Below are 19,000 nucleotides of genomic sequence, written 5' to 3' on the forward strand. Positions count from 1 at the left end.
CTCAATCCTGCGGGAGACGCATGATGCACCTTTCCCTTGCTGATTTTCACCCTGTCGCCGATGGCGAAACCCCGGACACGGCCGTGCTGCAACGCGCTATGGATCAGATTGCGGCGGCGGGCGGTGGCCGTCTGACCCTGCCTGCCGGGCGTTATCGCAGCGGCTGCCTGAATCTGCCCTCTGATTTTGAACTCTATCTTGAAGCGGGCGCGGTGCTGATCGCCAGTCAGCGGCTGGCTGATTACCAGGCGGTACAGGCGCTGAGCTGTGCTGAGAAGTCCCACAATGTGCTGCTCTATGCGCTGGGCCAGCGCAATATCACCATCAGCGGCACCGGCCGTATAGACGGTGACGGTGAAGCCTGGTTTGCCGCTGAGCGTGACGAGCAGGGCTATCGCCTGCCGCGTGCGGACCGGCCGCGGATCATTGTGTTTGAAGATTGTGAGCAGGTAACGCTGACCGCTTTTACCATCGTGCAGGCGCCGATGTGGACGGTGCATCTTGTGAGCTGTCGCCATGTGCATATCGACCACCTCACCATCGACAATGCCATGACCATGCCGAATACCGATGCGCTCGATATCGACAGCTGCGAAGCGGTGTTTGTCAGCAATAGCTATCTCAGTGCCGCCGATGATGCCATCTGCATCAAAACCACCTACAAACCGGCCGCGCTGCGGCGTCCGGCGCGGCAGATTATGATCACCAACTGCCTGCTGCGTAGCTACAGCTGCGCCTTTAAAATCGGCACTGAAACCTGGGATGATGTGGAAGATGTCACGGTGACCGGCTGCACCATTTTTGATTCCAACCGTGGCATTGGTATTCTGTCGCGTGACGGCGGCGCGATGCGGCGTCTGCTGTTCAGTAATCTGACTTTTGCCTGTCACCATGCGCCGCCCTGTCACTGGGGAAAAGCCGATCCGCTGCATATTTCGGTGCGCAGGCGCGATCCCGCCATTACGCCCGGCATCGTAGAGCAGGTGCAGTTCAGTAACGTTACGGGCGTGGCGGAAGGGGCGATTAACCTGCATGCGGCAGAACCGGGCTGGATACGCGATGTGGTCATCAGCCAGCTGCAGATGCGGCAGACCGTGGCACCGGTTGCACAGGGACACTATGATGTACGGCCGCCCTGTAATCCGGACTCCCCGACCGGCATGGGGCTGGATAACGCCTACAAACTTGACCCGAAAACCGGCGAAGCTTTTGGCGTAGAGCGCTATCCCGGCGGGCTGCCGGGCCTGTTTGCACGCGGGGTGGAGAACCTGCAACTGCACAGCCTGGCGATAGTACGGCCGGAACCGTTACCGCCAGGCTGGCACCCCGAGTGCGTGGTGCAGTTGCCGGACTAAATCACAGCGCGGCGGCGATGGCCATACCGAGCTGTTCGGTGCTGGCGCTGCCGCCGAGATCGCGCGTCAGGTGCTCACCCGCTGCCAGCGTGCGTTCAATCGCGTCTAACACCGCATCACCTGCCGCTTTGTAGCCGAGGTGCTCCAGCATCATCGCGCCACACCAGATCTGTCCGATGGGATTGGCGACACCTTTACCGGCGATATCGGGCGCAGAACCGTGAACCGGTTCAAACAGGCTGGGGAACAGGCCTTCCGGGTTGATATTGGCCGAAGGGGCGATGCCGATGGTGCCGGTACAGGCCGGGCCGAGATCGGAGAGGATATCGCCAAACAGATTGCTGGCGACCACCACATCAAACCAGTCCGGATGCAGCACGAAGTTAGCGGTGAGAATATCGATGTGATACTTATCGACGCGAACATCGGGGAACTGACCGGCCATGGCTTCAACGCGGCTATCCCAGTAGGGCATGGTGATGGCAATGCCGTTCGATTTGGTGGCGGAGGTCAGGTGTTTCTTCGGCCGACTCTGCGCCAGCTGATAGGCAAACTTCAGGATGCGATCGACGCCGGTGCGCGTCATCACCGTCTCCTGGATCACCACTTCACGTTCGGTGCCGGGGAACATGGTGCCGCCGACGCTGGAGTATTCACCCTCCGTGTTTTCGCGTACCACATAGAAGTCGATATCGCCGGGCTGACGGTTCGCCAGCGGCGCTTTGACGCCTGGCATCAGTCGCACCGGACGCAGATTCACATATTGATCGAACTCCCGGCGGAACTGCAGCAGCGAGCCCCACAGTGAAACGTGGTCGGGCACCACATCGGGCCAGCCGACTGCGCCAAAATAGATTGCATCAAAGGCTTTCAGCTGTGGAAACCAGTCGTCAGGCAACATTTTGCCATGCTGCTGCCAGTAGTCGGCACTGGCGTAATCGAACCACTCCCAGCGCAGCGGAATGTTAAATTTCTCTGCGGCCGCATTCATTACACGGACGCCTTCCGGCATCACTTCTTTGCCGATGCCGTCGCCAGGGATCACGGCAACAGAGTGAATTTTGTCAGTCACAGGGTACCTTTCCGGTTGATGTTCGAATTGTGTACGCAGTATAACTGTCGCTTCCGGGGAAATAATGAGCCTGAAAGGCAATCCAGTGTTGAATAAAAGTAGAGAATCCCGCACCTCCACCGATGATTTAGCCTTCTTTGTTCGCCTGGCTGCGCTGGATAGCCTGACTGCGGCGGCGCGCGAACTGGGACTGTCGCTGGCGGCGGTCAGCAAACGTCTGAGCCAGCTGGAACAGCGGCTTGGTGTGCAACTCCTGCGCCGCACCACGCGACGACTGGAGCTGACGCCGGAAGGGCGCCGATATCTGGCGGGTGCGCGTCCGTTGCTGGATCAGCTGGCGGCGCTGGAAGAGGCGGTCAGCGGCGAAACCGCCCAGTTGCGCGGCACACTTAACATCAACGCCTCATTTGGCTTTGGCCGTCGGCATATTGCGCCCTGCGTCTCGGCTTTTGCCGCGCTGCACCCGGAACTCTCGCTGTCGCTGCAGCTCAGCAGCCAGCCACTTAATTTTCTTGATGCCCACATGGATATTGATATCCGCGTCGGAGAACCGCCCGACTCACGGCTGGTGGCGCGCAAACTGCGTACCAATCCGCGCATTCTCTGCTGCTCACCCGCCTATGCCGCCCGGCACGGTCTGCCGGAGACAGTGCGCGATCTGGCACAACACAATTGCATTTTACTGCGTCAGCACGACAGCGATTTTACCCTGTGGCGACTGACCAGCGGCGAACAGAGCATCAATCAGAAAGTGCGCGGCAGTCTTATCACCAACGATGGCGAAGTGGCGATGCGACTGGCGATGGATGGGCATGGCATCTTGCTGCGTTCCTGGTGGGACGCGCAGCACAGTCTGGCGACGGGCGAACTGCTGCCGGTGTTACCCGACTGGCAGGCACCGGATGGCGATATTTTTGCGGTCTGGCAGGCGCAGCGTCAGCTTCCGGCGCGTATTACCGCATTTGTGGCGTTTCTGCAGAGCAATCTGCAATCGGTTGATTAGCCAGGCTTTTAAAGGCAGTTTCTGGCGCGGCCAGACGCCTGCGGACAATAAACATACCGCATTAAGCTGATTCGGTTGCGTCAGCGTGCCGCTGCGTTTACAGCGTTTTAGCGGCTGCGTATGATTCTTATTCTTTTTTATTTCCAGCCTGTCCTCTGCGTTGTGGCCAGCCGGGAGCAGCAGGCAGATAGGGGGAGTTAAGTATGAAAGCGTTGTTCAGTCCGCGTACAGCGGCACTTACACTGGCGATGGTGACCACCTTCAGCCTGACGGCGTGCCAGATGCCGGCGAAAAAAGTGGATGCCAGCGCGCCGGTGGTGATGCAGCCCTCCAGCCCGGATAACCTGATTCAGCGCGAGCTGGGTGAAGGTTTGTATGAGATGGCCTATCTGCCAGCAAAAAATGCCCTCTATGTCGCCAGCGCGCAGGGATTTAAAGATATCAGCGGCGGCATGATCTATCGTCTTGATGCTTCCACGCTGCAGAGCACCGGCGCGGGACACTTCGACCTGAAAAACTTTGGTCTGATCAGCGCGCCTGACGGCAGCGCACTCTACGCCACCAACACGCTGGATGGCGGTATCTCTAAGATCGATCCTGATAACGGTAAGGTGCTGAAGCGCCTGATGTTTGACGAGAAAAACGAGAAAGGCATGCCCTATTGCACGCGTGAAATCTTTCTGCATGACGGGCTGCTCTATGTCGGCGGCGTGGGCGATCCGGGCGTGATCTGGGTGGTTGATGCCAAAACCCTGACGCTGAAAACCCGGATAAAAAATGCCGGGAAGTGGGTCACAGGCATCATCTTCTCGCCGGTCAGCGACCGGATTTATGCGGCGAACGGCAGCGGGGAAATCCTGGTGATCAATCCGCGCAATAACAAAATCGAGCAGCGCCTGACGGCGGGTGACGGGCAGGAGTATCTGTTCCTGAATATGGCCGAGGATCCGGCAACCGGTCGCCTGTTTGTTACGGATAATTCAAAAGCGAAAAATACGCTGGTGTTTGATGAGCGCAGCGGCAAGGTCATTAAGCGTCTGAATCCGGGCGACTCACTGGGGATTAAGTTTAATGGCAAGCGCAATGAGATTTATATCAGCCAGCGCGAATCGAAGAAGGTGCTGCAGCTGGATGGCACCACCTATGAGGTGAAAAACAGCTGGTCATTTGATAGCCACCCCAACAGTCTGCTGGTCTCACCGGACGGGCAGACCCTGTTCGTCACCCTGAAGCAGGGCTTCAATGACGATCACAGCAGTCAGGGGCTGGATGGCGTGGCGCGTATCACACTGCAATAAAAAAAGGCGGCATCGCTGCCGCCTGAATCTTTACTTAGCCACACCTTCTACCAGCACCACGCGATAGTTCGCGCCTTTCAGACGGTGCGCTTTGGCAGCCTGATATTCCGGGCTGTCATACCAGGCATGTGCGGCTTCGCGGCTCGCGAATTCCAGAATCACCACGCCTTCTGCTTCCTGTCCTTCCAGCGTTTCAAGTTCGCCATAAAAGGCGAGAGGATTGATCTGATGATCGCCGCGAGCCTCGCCCGCTTTCTCGGCATAGATCGCCATTTCGTCCTGGTTCAGGGTGTTATCACGAATAAATACAACATATGCACTCACAGGTCTCTCCTTAAGCTTTTTTATCCTGGGTTTTGGTATCGAAGTCAGCGGCATCATGACGCTCGTGCAGCTGATCGGCCGGGTCGCCCATGACACGGTTGACCTTGCGGCCACGAATCACAGCAGGTCGCAGCGCGATCTCTTTCGCCCAGCGCACCACATTTTTATAGGAGTGCACATCCAGGAATTCGGCACCGCCATACTGGTCATTCAGCACCATGTTGCCGTACCACGGCCAGGTGGCGATATCAGCGATGGTGTAGTCATCACCGGCCAGATAGCGGTTATCTGCCAGCTGACGATCCAGCACGTCGAGCTGACGCTTCGCTTCCAGCGTGAAGCGGTTAATGGCGTACTCAATTTTTTCTGGCGCGTAGTGATAGAAATGACCGAAACCACCGCCCAGGTAAGGCGCTGAGCCCTGTAACCAGAAGAGCCAGTTCAGGGTTTCGGTGCGGCCAGCGATATCTTTCGGCAGGAAGTAGCCATACTTCTCCGCAAGATAGAGCAGGATGTTGCCCGATTCAAATACCCGAATCGGCGGCGTTGCTGAGTGGTCGCTCAGCGCCGGGATTTTCGAGTTCGGGTTTACGTCGACAAAACCGCTGGAGAACTGATCGCCTTCGCCGATACGGATCAGCCAGGCATCATATTCCGCATCGTTGACGTTAAGCGCCAGCAGCTCTTCCAGCAGGATGGTCACTTTCTGGCCGTTAGGCGTGCCAAGCGAATAGAGCTGTAAAGGATGCTTGCCGACCGGCAACGCTTTTTCATGGGTGGGACCAGCGAACGGACGATTAGTTTTAGCGCCGTTACCTTTGGCTTCAGGGTCCCAGGTCCAGACTTTTGCGGGCTGATATGCATTTTCCGACATAATGAAAGTTCGCCTTATGGTGTGGTATTGGTCTGGAGTGTAGCAGGTGCTGCGAAGGGGGTTTAACTCTGCTGGCTGCGCAAGGCCGTGCTGCAGGGGGCTGATGTCAGGCGGGCAGCGGCACTGGAGAAAAGTGAATAAAAGTGTGTCAGGCAGGTGGTTCGTTATCCTGAGCGGAGGTGGCCGTGCAGTCAGCAGCGACTGCACGGCAGGCAGGGTTACAGCAGTTCACGCTCAATCAGTTCGCGGGTTTCTACCGCCTGAACCTTCATCTTTTCCGGGTAGCCAAACAGAGACGCCGCGATGATCGGTTCACCGCCGACTTTATAACTGCGGGTGGCAAAGCCGGTGTCGCGCAGCGTTTTAAACAGGGTGTCGAAGTCCACTTCGCCTTCGCCCACGCCGACATGCTGGTGAATGGTGGCATCCACCCCTGGCGGGTTAACGATGTAGCGACAGTGTTTTGTATGGTTCATGGTGTCGGCGATCAGCATGTGTGACAGATCGTCACCGGCATACTCCAGCATCGGTTTCACATCACCTTTGCCTTTGTCATAAAAGAAAGTGTGTGGCGCGCTGTAGATATACTTCACATTATCGCTGCGGAACGACTTCACGATATCCACGGTTTCGTTGTTCTCTTCGCAGAAATCCCACGGATGGGCCTGGATTTCGACGCGGATGCCTTCACGTTCGATGATCGGCAGCAGCTCTTCCATGGAGCGATAGAACATCTCTTCACAGATTTCCGGCTCGTTAGGCGTGCCGGAGAGCTCGGTGTTGATCACCTGCACACCCATCTCAACCGCGATCTCAATCATCCGCTTCCAGTTCTTCACCGCCGCCTGACGACGCAGCTCATCCGGGCCGGACCAGCGATAGACCACGATAAACGAGGAGATCTCCAGCCCGGTGGCGCTTAACGCATTCTTATACTCGGTGATGATTTCACGGCTGGCTTTAGGATGTTTATAAAACGGGTTGATCTGCGGATGCGGCGACTGTTCGATATATTTGTATCCCCAGTCGGCCACCTGATGAACCATACGGGTGATGCCTAAATCTTTAATCACATCCACATCAAAAGCGATTTTCATCTTTCTGCTCCGGGCACATTAAGGTTGCTGTTCTTCATTGAAGGTCACGCCAATCTGCTGCCTGACGTTGTCCATCGTGGCCAGGGTGGTAATCGCCTGGTCAAGCGAATGGATGGGTGAATCGATCCGGTTCTGACCGATACACCAGGCGAAATGGTTAATTTCATGACAGAGCTGTTCATAGCGGCTGGCAGGCTCCTGCCACTGCAGGCGATGACGCCGATCGCTGGAGGTCAGGGTGAAGTTACCGGGCGCATAGAACTGGCCTGAAAGTTCCAGCGTGGCCTCGCGTCCGGCGATCACCGCGCCGCCTGGCGTGTTGCTGAACAGGGTGGTATTCAGCACCGAATGCATGCCGTGCTGATGGGTAAACAGCATCGACGTCTGACCGTTTACACGCCCAGCCGGGACGGGCTGGCCCCGGGCGATGATCGTGTCAGGCGCACCGCCGCCAACAAACACGCTAAGCGCCACCAGATAGCTGCCCAGATCCAGCATCGGGCCGCCCGCCAGATCGGCGTTGAAGATGCGATGGTCCGGGGTGAAAAACTCGCCATGATCGGCAATCAGGGTGTGAACATCGCCGAGCACGCCATCCTCCAGCAGCTGACGGATAACGTCATATTTCGGTGTGAAGTTGCACCACATCGCCTCCATACAGAGCAGGTTCGCGGCAGCGGCGGCCAGTTTAAGCTGTGTCGCCTGCTGAGCATTCAGCGCCAGCGGCTTTTCAATCAGCAGATGCTTTCCGGCGGCAATCGCGCGCAGACCATCGGGAAAATGGTGGTTGTGGGGCGTAGCGATATAGACCGCATCAACATCCTCCCGCGCCAGCAGCACGTCGATACTGCCCGTGGCATGGCTGATTGACCATTTGTCGGCAAAGGCCTGTGCTTTTGCCGGGTCACGCGCAGCCACCGCCGTGATCTGCTGATGGGTATGCTTGCGCAGTGCATGGGCAAAATGGTCGGCGATCCAGCCCGGCCCGATAATGCCCCAGCGCAACTGTGGTACCTGGCTGGCAGCGGTCAGGCGTGGAACCGGAAGCGTTGAAGGGAACATAACTTTTCCTTTTATACGTGCAGGCAGGTGCTGCTCAGGGCTCCACTATAGAAAGCCCGCCGTCGTCGCTCTAACCTTTTAATGATGTGATCCCATCAACCCGATCGGCGCAGGATTTTTATCCGTTTTAGCAAATGGGCGTTTTAAAGAGAATGCAGAAAGAAATGAATGTTTCATTTTGCGAGGACGATCAAGATTAACGCTGATTTTCTATCAAATAAATGAGAGGAAATGGCTGTGCCGCGATAGAGTGTTGATGTCTCAGACAACAGAATATATAGGCGTAGCCGTCAGCCAGCGCTACAGAGAGCAGAAGCAGGGAGAAGGATGATGTCAAAAGTGACGATGACCGCTATTGCGCAGGCGGCGGGCGTGGGCGTGGCCACCGTGGATCGGGTGCTGAATGGACGCGCGCCGGTGCGCAGCGTGACCGAGCAGAAAGTGCTGGCTGCGGCCCGCGAGCTGGGCTATCACCTGACGCAGGCACACATCCGGACAACATCGCCGCTCGCTGCGGCAACAGTTCGCGTGAGCTTTATCCTGCTGCCTGCCCGTTATTCGTTTTATCAGCAGCTGGGCGAGGTGCTGAAACAGCAGCTTAAGGTGCATCAGCCACAGGGCAGCGAACCTGAATTTTGCTGGCATGATATTCATGAAGTGGAGGCGGTGGCGCACTCGCTGCGTCTGCTGGCACAGCGCAGTGATGTGATTGCGCTGGTGGCGCTGGATCATCCGCTGATTCGTCACGCGATTCAGGATGTGTCCCGACTGGGCGTGCGGGTTTACGCGCTGTTTTCTGATTTCTCGCCCTGTGAGCATGCGGGGTTTATCGGCATTGATAATCAGAAAGCGGGACGTACGGCGGCCTGGATGGCACAGCATCTGCTGCGTCAGCCGGGATGCGTTGGGGTGCTGCTGGGCGATCACCGCTTTACCTGCCAGGAGAGCAGCGAGATCAGTTTCCGCTCTTACCTGCGCGAGTCAGGCATCAGCCAGCGGGTACTGGAACCGTTAAAAACGCATGAGTCGGGTGAAGGGGGCTATCAGGCGACCCGGCAGTTGCTGGACACCCATGATGATCTGGTGATGATTTATGCGCCCTGCGGCGGCATAGAGGGTGTGGTGCGGGCGCTGCGTGACAGCGGGCGCAGACAGATCGATCTGCTGTGCCACGGTCCGCTGCCCGGCGATGAGCTGGCGCTGATTGATGGCACCATTACGCTGATGTTGCGCCATCGTATTGATGCCATGGCTGCGGCGGTGATCGCCACCTGCCTCAACAGCCGGATGGAACAGCGCGACCATTTTGCGCAGGTGACCGTACCCTTTGAAATCGTGACGCGTGAAAACCTGTAGAAAGAGCAGGTTAGCGGATATTTGATAGAAACCTATCATATAAAGAAATATTTAAACGCGATCTCTATCAAAAAATGAAACTTTCATTGTTGTCTGAGATGAAATTTTCATTTGATACTGCCAGCAGTTCTCACTGCACAGGCAGATATCATGACCTTTCACATTGCTAATGCGCCCTGTAGCTGGGGCGTGGACGATCCCGCTAATCCCTGGCTGCCGCCATGGCAGAAAGTCCTGACTGAAGCCGTTCTGGCTGGCTATCCCAGTATTGAACTCGGCCCCTGGGGCTATCTGCCAGCGGATGCAGCCGAACTGACCCGGCAGCTTAATGCGCATCAGCTTTCGCTGGTGGCGGGTACGATTTTTGATGATTTGGTCAGTGAAGCGCATTTCCCTGAACTGGTGACGCTGACCCACAACCTGTGCCGTACCCTGGCCAGTGTGCCAACCGCCGTCAAAACGCCCGGCGCCAGCGCGCCTTATCTGGTGATCATCGACTTCGGGAATCCGGAGCGGGCGAAATATGCCGGTCAGTCAGAAAAAGCGCCACGGCTCTCCGCTGACGACTGGCAGCGCATGATGCGACACATCACCATTCTCAGTGAGATTGCCTGGCAGGAGTATGGCGTGCGACCGGTGATCCATCCGCATGCGGGCGGCTGCATTGAGTTTGCCGATGAGCTTGCGCGGCTGGTCAGTGATATTCCGCATCAGGTGGCTGGTTTATGCCTGGATACCGGCCATCTCTATTACGCCGGGATGGATCCGGTCGCTTCGCTGCAACAGTACTGGACCCGCATCGATTACCTCCACTTCAAAGACGTTAACCAGCGGGTCTGGCGAGACGCCCTCTCTCACGGACTCGACTTTTTCACTGCCTGCGCGCAGGGGGTGATGTGTCCGCTGGGGCAGGGCGCAATTGACTATCCGGCGGTGCGCACGCTGCTGACTGAGCGTAACTATCAGGGCTGGATCACCATCGAACAGGAGCGTGATCCGCGCCATGCCGACACCAGTCTGCGGGATGTTAAAGCCAGCCTGGACTATCTCCGATCAACAGGATTCTGAGGACAACAGCATGATTAACGGTAAAAAAAGCGGCTAATCGCTCGCTGCGCTGGGGCATGATCGGCGGCGGCGGCACCAGCCAGATTGGGTATATCCATCGCTCTGCAGCACAGCGTGACGGAAACTTTGTGCTGCTGGCGGGGGGCGTTTGATATTGATGCCGCACGCGGGCGTGAGTTTGGTCAGGCGCTGGGTGTGGTACCGGACCGCTGTTATCCCGATTATGCCAGCCTGTTCGCCGGGGAAGCCGCGCGTGAAGATGGCATTGAGGCGGTGTCTGTCGCCACGCCTAATAATACTCACTTCGCCATTTGCCGCGCGGCGCTTAATGCCGGGCTGCATGTGGTGTGCGAGAAGCCCCTCTGTTTTACGGTCGAAGAGGCGGATGAGCTGGAGCAGCTGAGCCGGGAGAAGCAGAAGGTTGTTGGCGTCACCTACGGTTACGCCGGGCATCAGCTGGTTCATCAGGCCAGGGAGATGATCGCCGAAGGGGCTCTGGGTGAGATCCGCATCGTTAACATGCAGTTTGCTCACGGCTTCCATAATGAGGCGGTGGAGTTGCAGAGTGAAAGCACCCGCTGGCGGGTTGATCCGCGCTTTGTCGGCCCGAGTTACGTGTTAGGCGACCTGGCGACGCATCCGTTATTTATCGCAGAAACGATGTTGCCACAGCTGAAAGTGACACGTCTGCTCTGTTCGCGTCAGAGCTTTTGTCGCGTCGCGTGCGCCGCTGGAGGACAACGCCTTTGTGATGATGGAGTATGACAACGGCGCAGTCGGCACGTTATGGGCGTCGGCGGTGAATGCCGGATCGATGCACGGGCAGAAGATTCGGGTCGTCGGATCGAAAGCCAGTCTGGAATGGTGGGATGAGCAGCCGAACCAGTTGCGCTATGAAGTGCAGGGCGAGCCAGTGCGCATTCTGGAGCGCGGCATGGGCTATCTTAATCCGCGCGCGCTGGAAGAGGACCGCATTGGCGGAGGGCATACCGAGGGGTTATTTGAAGCCTGGTCCAATCTTTATCGTCGCTTCGCGCTGGCGATGGATGCCACCGATCGCCGTGACACCGACTTCCTGCAGGATTTCTGGTATCCCGACGTGCATGCCGGATTAATGGGCGTGCGCTGGGTCGCGCAGTGCGTGAAATCGGCGGATGCCGGTGCGGTGTGGGTGGCGTGCTGAAGCAGAGGGTGAGCCACAGGATGTGGCGAGTGTATCGAACCTTCGATAACGGGTTCGTTCCACAAAAGCAAAAACCCGCCAGAGGCGGGTTCTTTAAATTTTGGTGCCCGAACCCGGACAAAAATGCCGGGAGCATTTTTGCATCGCGCGGCTTCGCGCGACCCGAAGGGTGAGCCACAGGATGTGGCGAGTGTATCGAACCTTCGATAACGGGTTCGATACACAAAAGCAAAAACCCGCCAGAGGCGGGTTCTTTAAATATGGTGCCCGAACCCGGAATCGAACCAGGGACACGGGGATTTTCAATCCCCTGCTCTACCGACTGAGCTATTCGGGCAACGGGGCGCATTAAACCGTAAAGGCCGCGGGTCGTCAACGGCTTTCACCAAAAAACCCCCCTGGAAACGTGACTGATTGCCTGATTTTCAGTCAAAGCGGGTAAAACCTCAGGCCAGCGCGCCATTTTTACGGCACAGAGCGATGCTGTAAACATCCTCCGCCAGCCGCTGTGCGGTGGCGACATCCTGCACATTGCGCTTCACCAGCAGCTTGCTGAGGCAGCCTTCAAGAATCAGCTCCATCTGATCGGCCACCATGCTGGGGTTGTCCAGCGCCTGCTCCACCAGAATGTCGTGGGTGAACTGCCATGAGCCGCGTTTCTGCTGTTCGGCCAGTTGATGGATGGGCTGATCGGGCTGCGGGTAGAAGCTACAGGCGGCAATAAACAGGCAGCCAGGAAAGCGTCCTTTGCTGACCTGCTCACTCAGGACCTCATAGCGTGCCATCAGCTTCTGGTCGGGCGACAGCGATTCATCCAGCAGGATCTGGCGTCGCCAGGTATCAATCTGCTGCCCGTGATAGCGCAGCGCATCGTAGAGCAGGGCGTCACGATCGGGCCAGAACTGCTGAAGCTGGTCATGGGTTAATTCGGATCCCGCCAGGGTTTCCAATGAGAGGGTGGCGGCGAGGCCGTTCTGTTCAAGCACATTCAATGCATGCTCGAGTATCTGTTCACGCTGCAAGTGACTCTCCTCTGGTATGCAGGCCCGGTAAGGCACCGGGCAATGACCTGACTCCAGTGTTGTTTACGGGGTAAGTTTCTGCAAATGCGCCCGGAACTCGGCGGCATTGAGAAACCCGGTGATGCGCGATCCGGCGATTTCGCGGCCCTGCGCATCAAAGAACAAAATCGTCGGTAAGCCCAGCACCTGAAGGTGCTGCAACAGCGCGTTATCACTGGCGTTGTTGGCGGTGACGTTGGCCTGGAGCAACTGTACCTGACTCAGGCTATCGCGCACGGCGCTGTCACTAAAGGTATATTTTTCAAACTCTTTGCAGGCGACGCACCAGTCAGCGTAGAGATCGACCATGGTGATGCGGCCACGGGCCTGCTGCAGCGCGCTATCGAGCTGCTGCGGCGTCTGGATAGTATGGAACGGCAGCGGTGCCACAGCCTGCTGCTGCGCCGGTCCGTCAAAGGCCCAGTCCTGCAACGGGCGTGCGCTGATCAACGCAGCGGCCAGCATGATAATCTGCACTACGCGCCACTTACCGCTGCTGGTGCGCAGGCTGACGCTGAACGCCCAGCCAAAGAACGCCACGCCGAGCAGGCTCCAGAGCCGCAATCCCCACACATCGCCCAGCACCCGCTCCAGCAGGAAGACCGGCAGCGCCAGGATGACAAAACCAAAGCCCTCTTTAACGGTTTGCATCCACGGGCCGCTTTTCGGCAGCAGCCGGTTACCAAACAGGGTCACGGCGATCAGCGGTAATCCCATTCCGACCGCATAGAGCCACAGCGTCCCGGCACCGGCCCACAGATTTCCGCTCTGCGCGATGTAAAGCAGAATGGCGCTGAGCGGGGCCGTGGTGCAGGGCGAGCAGATCAAACCCGCTAGTGCCCCCCATCAGGAAGACGCCGGGCAGCGAGCCACCCTGCTGACGATTACTCCACAGGGTCAGGCGGGTTTGCAGGCTGGCGGGCAGTTGCAGCGTAAACAGGCCGAACATCGACAGCGCCAGCACGATAAACAGCAGTGAGAGCGTGAACAGCACATAAGGATGCTGCAACGCGGCCTGGAAGCGCAGGCCCGCTGCCGCGACGACCACTCCCAGCAGCGTGTAGGTCAGCGCCATCCCCTGCACATAGACCATCGCCAGCGCGAACAGCCGGCCCAGCGAATAGTGGCGCTGTCCGCCAAGGATAATGCCGGAGATCAGCGGATACATCGGCAGTACGCAGGGCGTAAACGCGACACCGATACCAATCAGTAGCGCCCAGAGCGGCGAGAAAGGCAGCGGGCTGGCGGGCGCAGGCTGAGCGCTGACCGGCGGCGGTGCGCTGCTGGCGGTCACCGCACTTACCGGAACGCTGCGCGTTTCTGGCGGATAACAGAATCCGGCGGCGGCACAGCCCTGATAAGTCACACTGAGCGTGGCGCCGCTGGCCGCCTGTTGCAGCGTCACCGGCAGCGTCAGATCCTGCGGATAGATTTCACTTTTGCCGAAGAATTCATCTTCATGCGGCTGACCAGCCGGCAGCGTTAACGGCGCGATGGTCGCGTTCTGCGGTGTGATGTGGATCTGCTGGCGATAGAGGTAATAACCCGATTTCACTTTCCAGTGCAGGTTGAGCTGCGCGCCCTGCTGGTCGAAGTCAAAAGTAAAGGCCTGATCAACCGGCACAAAGCGACTGGTCGTCGGATTTGAAAAGAGTGAAGCGTGCGCCTGCAGGCCGATAAACAGCGTCAGCAGAAGCGTAATTAAGCGAGAGATGCGTGCAGCCATGACAAGTATTCACTGTCTCCATATTGAACCGGCAGCGCCAGCAGTTCGGGCACATCGTAAGGGTGAGCGTCTTTGAGCAGATCACACAGCGCCTGCTGATGATCGCTGTCGCATTTCAGCAGCATCTGGACTTCGCTGCTCTGCTCCATTTTTCCCTGCCAGAGATACCAGGAGGTGGCGCCCGGCAGCAGTGTGACACAGGCCGCCAGCCTGGCTTCCAGCGCTAGGCCAGCAAGGTGCTCCGCCGTGGCCTGATCGGGCGTGGTGCAGAGGATAACGACAGCATTCATCCTGTGACTCCTGTTTTAAAGAGCGCCGATGATAGCATGCTCCATCCGTAACACGAGGAGTGTGCTTATAGCAGCAATCCGCCAAAGACGAAGCCAGAGAGCACCGACAGCGCAATGGCGATCACGCCGGGAATGATAAAGGCATGGTTAAACACATACTTGCCAATACGGGTCGAGCCGGTGTCATCCATCTCAACGGCGGCCAGCAGGGTCGGGTAGGTCGGCAGCACAAACAGCGCTGAAACCGCCGCAAAGGAAGCGATGGCAGTAAGCGGCGTAACGCCCAGCAGCAGCGCGGCGGGCATCAGCGCTTTGGTGGTCGCAGCCTGCGAGTAGAGCAGCATCGAGGCGAAGAACAGCACCAGCGCCAGCATCCACGGATAGGTTTTCAGCGTGTCGCCCGCCAGCATCTGAATCTCCGCCAGATGTGCCTTCACAAAGGTATCGCCCAGCCAGGCGACGCCCATTACGCAGATACAGGCGCTCATGCCGGACTTAAAGGTGCTGGCGCTGAGGATTTCGCTGGTGTCGAGTTTGCAGGTCAGGCTGATCAGCGTGGCGATGGTCAGCATAAACACCACAATCGCTTCATTGCGTGGCAGTGGCGGATTGACGATCAGCCCGACGCTGGCGCTGGTCGCAGTGGCATAAAGCACCACGGCCACGATGCCCGTCAGAAACAGCAGCACCGATTTTTTCGCGCCCGGTTTTGCCTGGTAGAGGCTGGCGCCGCGCAGCGTGACTTCGCCTTTGGCGAGACGCGCCTGATAAACCTCATCATCCTTTAGCTCACGGCCTAAGAAGTTAGTCACCAGAGCCGCCAGGAAGAGGCCCACCATGGTTGAGGGGATGGCAATCGCCAGCAGCGTGATATAGCTGACGCCGCGCGGCTCAAGCAAAGTGGCGAAGAAAACCACTGCGGCTGAAATGGGTGATGCGGTAATCGCGATCTGCGAAGCCACTACCGCAATCGACAGCGGCCGGGAAGGGCGAACGCCTTGCTCTTTCGCCACTTCGGCAATCACCGGTAATGTTGAGAACGCGGTATGTCCGGTACCGGCCAGTAGCGTCATCAGGTAGGTCACTAGTGGGGCCAGCAGCGTAACGTGGCGTGGATGGCGGCGCAGCAGGCGTTCCGCCAGACTCACCAGATAATCCATCCCGCCTGCCACCTGCATGGCGGCTATCGCGGCGATCACCGCCATGATGATTTCAATCACATCGAACGGAATAGCGCCGGGTGCCATGCCAAATCCCAGCGTCAGGATCAGCACGCCCATTCCGCCTGCGAACCCGATACCAATGCCGCCAAGACGTGCGCCCAACCAGATCGCCATCAAGACGATAAGCAGCTCAACCACAAACATGAATGACTCCTGAAAGATAAACCGGTAATAGCCGGGTGTGCTGTTTAACAAAAAAAAGGCACACCGTGTTGATCGCGGTGTGCCTTTGGTTAACCAGCGTCGGTTAAACCTTACTGTTCGTTTTCATCAGTATAACGTTTGGCTTTATAAACCGGGTACATCAGGTTCTGCACCGAGAAGATATCGTCCAGCTCACTTTCCGTCAGCAGGCCGCGCTCCAGCACCACCTCACGTACGCTTTTACCGGTTTCCGCACAGATTTTACCGACGATGTCGCCGTTGTGGTGGCCGATGTAAGGGTTGAGGTAAGTCACGATACCAATCGAGTTGAAGACATAGGCTTCGCACACTGCGCGGTTGGCGGTAATGCCGTTGATGCACTTCTCCAGCAGGTTATAGCAGGCGTTAGTCAGAATGCTGATCGACTCAAACAGCGCCTGGCCAATCACCGGCTCCATCACGTTGAGCTGCAGCTGGCCCGCTTCAGAGGCCATCGTCACGGTGATGTCGTTGCCAATCACTTTGAAGCAGACCTGGTTTACCACCTCCGGTACAACCGGATTGACCTTGGCGGGCATGATAGAGGAACCCGCCTGCAGCTCTGGCAGATTGATTTCATTCAGGCCTGCACGCGGGCCAGAGGAGAGCAGGCGCAGGTCGTTACAGATTTTAGAGAGCTTCACCGCCAGACGTTTCAGCGATGAATGGACCATCACATAGGCGCCGCAGTCGGAGGTTGCTTCAATCAGATCTTCCGCCGGCACCACCGGCAGGTTGCTGACTTCCGCCAGACGCTGTACCGCCAGGTGCTGATAGCCTTCCGGCGTGTTGAGGCGGGTGCCGATGGCGGTCGCGCCCAGGTTCACTTCCAGCAGCAGTTCCGCGGTGCGCAGAATGCTTTTGGTCTCTTCGTTCAGCAGTACGCTGAAGGCGTGAAATTCCTGCCCGAGGGTCATCGGCACGGCATCCTGCAACTGGGTACGGCCCATTTTCAGGATGGTCTGGAATTCATCGGCTTTGTGCTGGAAGCCTTCGGCCAGCTGACTGATGCCATCAAGCAGTTTCAGTAGCGAGCTGTAGACCGCGATGCGGAAACCGGTTGGGTAAGCGTCGTTGGTGGACTGGCATTTGTTCACATGATCGTTGGGGTTGAGGTACTGATATTCCCCTTTCTGGTGGCCCATCAGCTCAAGGCCGATGTTCGCCAGTACTTCATTGGTGTTCATGTTGACCGAGGTCCCGGCACCGCCCTGATAAACATCCACGGGGAACTGGTCCATACAGCGGCCGTTGTTGAGCACTTCGTCGCAGGCCTTAATGATGGTATCGGCAATATTGCGCGGGATGGTCTGCAGCTCTTTGTTGGCCATCGCCGCCGCTTTTTTTACCATCACCATGCCGCGGACAAATTCAGGTATGTCGCTGATTTTGCTGTTGCTGATATAAAAATTCTCAATCGCACGCAGAGTATGAACGCCATAATAGGCATCCGCCGGAACTTCGCGCATACCTAACAGGTCTTCTTCGATACGAATGTTGTTCGCCATGATAACCTTCTTGTTGTTGCCGCTAACCATCACAAAGGATGTGTTTATTTTGTCGTGGTGTACCCGTGCCGACATATTATCCGTCTTCATAGGGGCGTGTGCGATCATATTCTGATGCATATGAAAAGCACGCATGCAGATCACTTAATGCTGCAGCCTGGTTAACGATATGTGAAGTTGGTTACAAAATTAACCCCGCAGGATAAATTTGACAGGATCGGTTGAAAATGGCGGCGCGGGTGCCCATCTCTTTTCTTATCATCCTCAGGATGAACGCTTTCTGCTGACCGGCACGCTGCCGTTCAGCCCCTACTTACAGGAGAGTACGGTGCGCTGGATACCGTTATTAGTCTTTTTCGTTCTGGCCTGGATTGAGATTTCCCTCTTCATTCAGGTTGCACACGTCATGGGCGTGCTGCTTACCATGCTGTTGGTGGTCTTCACCTCGTGCATCGGCGTCTCGCTGGTCAAAAATCAGGGCATGAAAAACTTTATTCTGATGCAGGAGAAGCTGGCACGTAATGAAAGCCCGGCCAATGAGATGATCAAAAGCGTGTCGCTGATCATCGCCGGTTTCCTGCTGCTGCTGCCTGGTTTCTTTACCGACCTGCTGGGCCTGCTGCTGTTGCTGCCACCGGTGCAGAAACATCTGACGCTGAAGCTGATGCCTCATCTGCGCGTCTGGCGGGGACCGGGAGCCGGTCCAGACAGCGGCTACACCATGGATGGCGAGTTCGAGCGTAAAGACAGCGATCGCCTTGAGCATCATGACGATCACAAGGATCGTTAACCGCAGCTGTCACCTCTGAAAGCGCAACCTTAGGGTTGCGTTTTTTTATTTGCCCCATCATCTGTTCAAAAAGCCATCACTTATCACTCACAGGTAAAAAATTTGTTGTCCGCCCCCCTTGAAAGTGGGTGGCAGCGGCCCTATCTCTCTGGTCACGAGGCCGGAAGCCATGCAGCCCGGTGTTCAACCCCAAAACTGAATGATTGGACTTCTCAAAGGAGAGCTATCAAATGAAAATTCGTCCATTGCACGATCGCGTTATCGTCAAGCGTAAAGAAGTTGAAGCTAAATCAGCTGGCGGCATCGTGCTGACCGGTTCCGCAGCCGGTAAATCCACCCGTGGTGAAGTACTGGCTGTCGGCAATGGCCGCATCCTTGAGAGTGGCGACGTTAAGCCGCTGGACGTGAAGGTTGGCGACATCGTGATCTTCAGCGAAGGTTACGGCGCGAAAACCGAGAAAATCGACAACGAAGAGGTGCTTATCATCTCTGAGAGCGACATTCTGGCCGTTGTTGAAGCGTAATTT

Annotated in this window: 16 protein-coding genes, 1 tRNA gene and 2 pseudogenes; 8 read left to right on the forward strand and 11 right to left on the reverse strand. The window is 57.2% G+C overall.

Going from position 1 to position 19,000, the window contains the following annotated elements; translation table 11 throughout:
• Positions 1 to 23 precede the first annotated feature (23 nt).
• Positions 24 to 1,355 (forward strand): glycoside hydrolase family 28 protein, encoded by a 1,332-nt coding sequence (locus JNO11_RS01125; protein WP_325177631.1) that lies wholly within the window; start codon positions 24 to 26, stop codon positions 1,353 to 1,355.
• Between the two features lies 1 nt (position 1,356).
• On the opposite strand, the gene JNO11_RS01130 is transcribed toward JNO11_RS01125, so the two are convergent.
• Positions 1,357 to 2,427: a tartrate dehydrogenase gene (locus JNO11_RS01130; RefSeq protein WP_033787519.1), complete on the reverse strand. Its 1,071-nt coding sequence runs from the start codon at positions 2,425 to 2,427 to the stop codon at positions 1,357 to 1,359.
• 64 nt (positions 2,428 to 2,491) lie between these two features.
• On the opposite strand from JNO11_RS01130, the gene JNO11_RS01135 reads away from it, so the two are divergent.
• Together JNO11_RS01135 and JNO11_RS01140 are read left to right on the forward strand one after the other, a co-directional pair.
• Entirely contained in the window at positions 2,492 to 3,430 is a 939-nt protein-coding gene (locus JNO11_RS01135; RefSeq protein WP_022625248.1) for a LysR family transcriptional regulator, read from the forward strand.
• Positions 3,431 to 3,633: 203 nt separating this feature from the next.
• The gene (locus tag JNO11_RS01140; protein ID WP_325176833.1) at positions 3,634 to 4,728 is read left to right on the forward strand and encodes a YncE family protein; all 1,095 of its coding nucleotides are present in this window, start codon (positions 3,634 to 3,636) and stop codon (positions 4,726 to 4,728) included.
• Between the two features lie 30 nt (positions 4,729 to 4,758).
• On the opposite strand, the gene JNO11_RS01145 is transcribed toward JNO11_RS01140, so the two are convergent.
• The 4 genes from JNO11_RS01145 to JNO11_RS01160 all read right to left on the reverse strand — a co-directional run bounded on the left by JNO11_RS01145 (position 4,759) and on the right by JNO11_RS01160 (position 8,085).
• The gene (locus tag JNO11_RS01145; RefSeq protein WP_010252030.1) at positions 4,759 to 5,052 is read right to left on the reverse strand and encodes a DUF1330 domain-containing protein; all 294 of its coding nucleotides are present in this window, start codon (positions 5,050 to 5,052) and stop codon (positions 4,759 to 4,761) included.
• 10 nt (positions 5,053 to 5,062) lie between these two features.
• Positions 5,063 to 5,926, reverse strand: a complete 864-nt coding sequence (gene yghU, locus JNO11_RS01150; protein WP_022625250.1) for a glutathione-dependent disulfide-bond oxidoreductase — start codon at positions 5,924 to 5,926, stop codon at positions 5,063 to 5,065.
• 218 nt (positions 5,927 to 6,144) lie between these two features.
• Complete coding sequence (locus JNO11_RS01155) at positions 6,145 to 7,023, reverse strand: sugar phosphate isomerase/epimerase (protein ID WP_031593622.1); 879 nt, start codon at positions 7,021 to 7,023, stop codon at positions 6,145 to 6,147.
• Positions 7,024 to 7,041: 18 nt separating this feature from the next.
• Entirely contained in the window at positions 7,042 to 8,085 is a 1,044-nt protein-coding gene (locus JNO11_RS01160; RefSeq protein WP_325176834.1) for a Gfo/Idh/MocA family oxidoreductase, read from the reverse strand.
• A 330-nt stretch (positions 8,086 to 8,415) separates the two neighbouring features.
• Between JNO11_RS01160 and JNO11_RS01165 the strand changes: the two genes are divergently transcribed.
• The 3 genes and pseudogenes from JNO11_RS01165 to JNO11_RS01175 all read left to right on the forward strand — a co-directional run bounded on the left by JNO11_RS01165 (position 8,416) and on the right by JNO11_RS01175 (position 11,692).
• Complete coding sequence (locus tag JNO11_RS01165; protein WP_325177632.1) at positions 8,416 to 9,441, forward strand: LacI family DNA-binding transcriptional regulator; 1,026 nt, start codon at positions 8,416 to 8,418, stop codon at positions 9,439 to 9,441.
• Positions 9,442 to 9,591: 150 nt separating this feature from the next.
• Positions 9,592 to 10,509, forward strand: a complete 918-nt coding sequence (locus JNO11_RS01170) for a TIM barrel protein (protein WP_325176835.1) — start codon at positions 9,592 to 9,594, stop codon at positions 10,507 to 10,509.
• Between the two features lie 56 nt (positions 10,510 to 10,565).
• Positions 10,566 to 11,692: pseudogene (locus JNO11_RS01175) on the forward strand (Gfo/Idh/MocA family oxidoreductase).
• A gap of 261 nt (positions 11,693 to 11,953) precedes the next feature.
• On the opposite strand, the gene JNO11_RS01180 reads toward JNO11_RS01175, so the two are convergent.
• The 6 genes and pseudogenes from JNO11_RS01180 to aspA form a co-directional block, all read right to left on the reverse strand.
• Positions 11,954 to 12,029, reverse strand: a tRNA-Phe gene (locus JNO11_RS01180).
• A 109-nt stretch (positions 12,030 to 12,138) separates the two neighbouring features.
• Positions 12,139 to 12,714 (reverse strand): transcriptional regulator, encoded by a 576-nt coding sequence (locus JNO11_RS01185; RefSeq protein WP_010672020.1) that lies wholly within the window; start codon positions 12,712 to 12,714, stop codon positions 12,139 to 12,141.
• Between the two features lie 63 nt (positions 12,715 to 12,777).
• Positions 12,778 to 14,479: pseudogene (locus JNO11_RS01190) on the reverse strand (protein-disulfide reductase DsbD).
• Positions 14,455 to 14,769 carry a divalent cation tolerance protein CutA gene (cutA, locus tag JNO11_RS01195; protein ID WP_010672018.1) on the reverse strand — a complete coding sequence of 105 codons (315 nt, stop codon included), beginning with the start codon at positions 14,767 to 14,769 and terminating at the stop codon, positions 14,455 to 14,457. The pseudogene JNO11_RS01190 and the gene cutA overlap by 25 nt, the downstream one beginning before the upstream one ends.
• A gap of 65 nt (positions 14,770 to 14,834) precedes the next feature.
• The gene (locus tag JNO11_RS01200; RefSeq protein ID WP_033759606.1) at positions 14,835 to 16,136 is read right to left on the reverse strand and encodes an anaerobic C4-dicarboxylate transporter; all 1,302 of its coding nucleotides are present in this window, start codon (positions 16,134 to 16,136) and stop codon (positions 14,835 to 14,837) included.
• A 110-nt stretch (positions 16,137 to 16,246) separates the two neighbouring features.
• Positions 16,247 to 17,683: an aspartate ammonia-lyase gene (gene aspA, locus JNO11_RS01205; RefSeq protein WP_010251996.1), complete on the reverse strand. Its 1,437-nt coding sequence runs from the start codon at positions 17,681 to 17,683 to the stop codon at positions 16,247 to 16,249.
• A gap of 328 nt (positions 17,684 to 18,011) precedes the next feature.
• Between aspA and JNO11_RS01210 the strand changes: the two genes are divergently transcribed.
• Positions 18,012 to 18,473, forward strand: coding sequence for an FxsA family protein (locus tag JNO11_RS01210; RefSeq protein WP_325177633.1), 462 nt, complete (start codon positions 18,012 to 18,014; stop codon positions 18,471 to 18,473).
• Positions 18,474 to 18,703: 230 nt separating this feature from the next.
• Positions 18,704 to 18,997, forward strand: a complete 294-nt coding sequence (locus JNO11_RS01215) for a co-chaperone GroES (RefSeq protein WP_022625257.1) — start codon at positions 18,704 to 18,706, stop codon at positions 18,995 to 18,997.
• Positions 18,998 to 19,000: the final 3 nt, after the last annotated feature.

The organism is Pantoea sp. 1B4, assembly GCF_016925765.1.
In the GTDB taxonomy this organism is placed as follows: domain Bacteria; phylum Pseudomonadota; class Gammaproteobacteria; order Enterobacterales; family Enterobacteriaceae; genus Pantoea; species Pantoea agglomerans.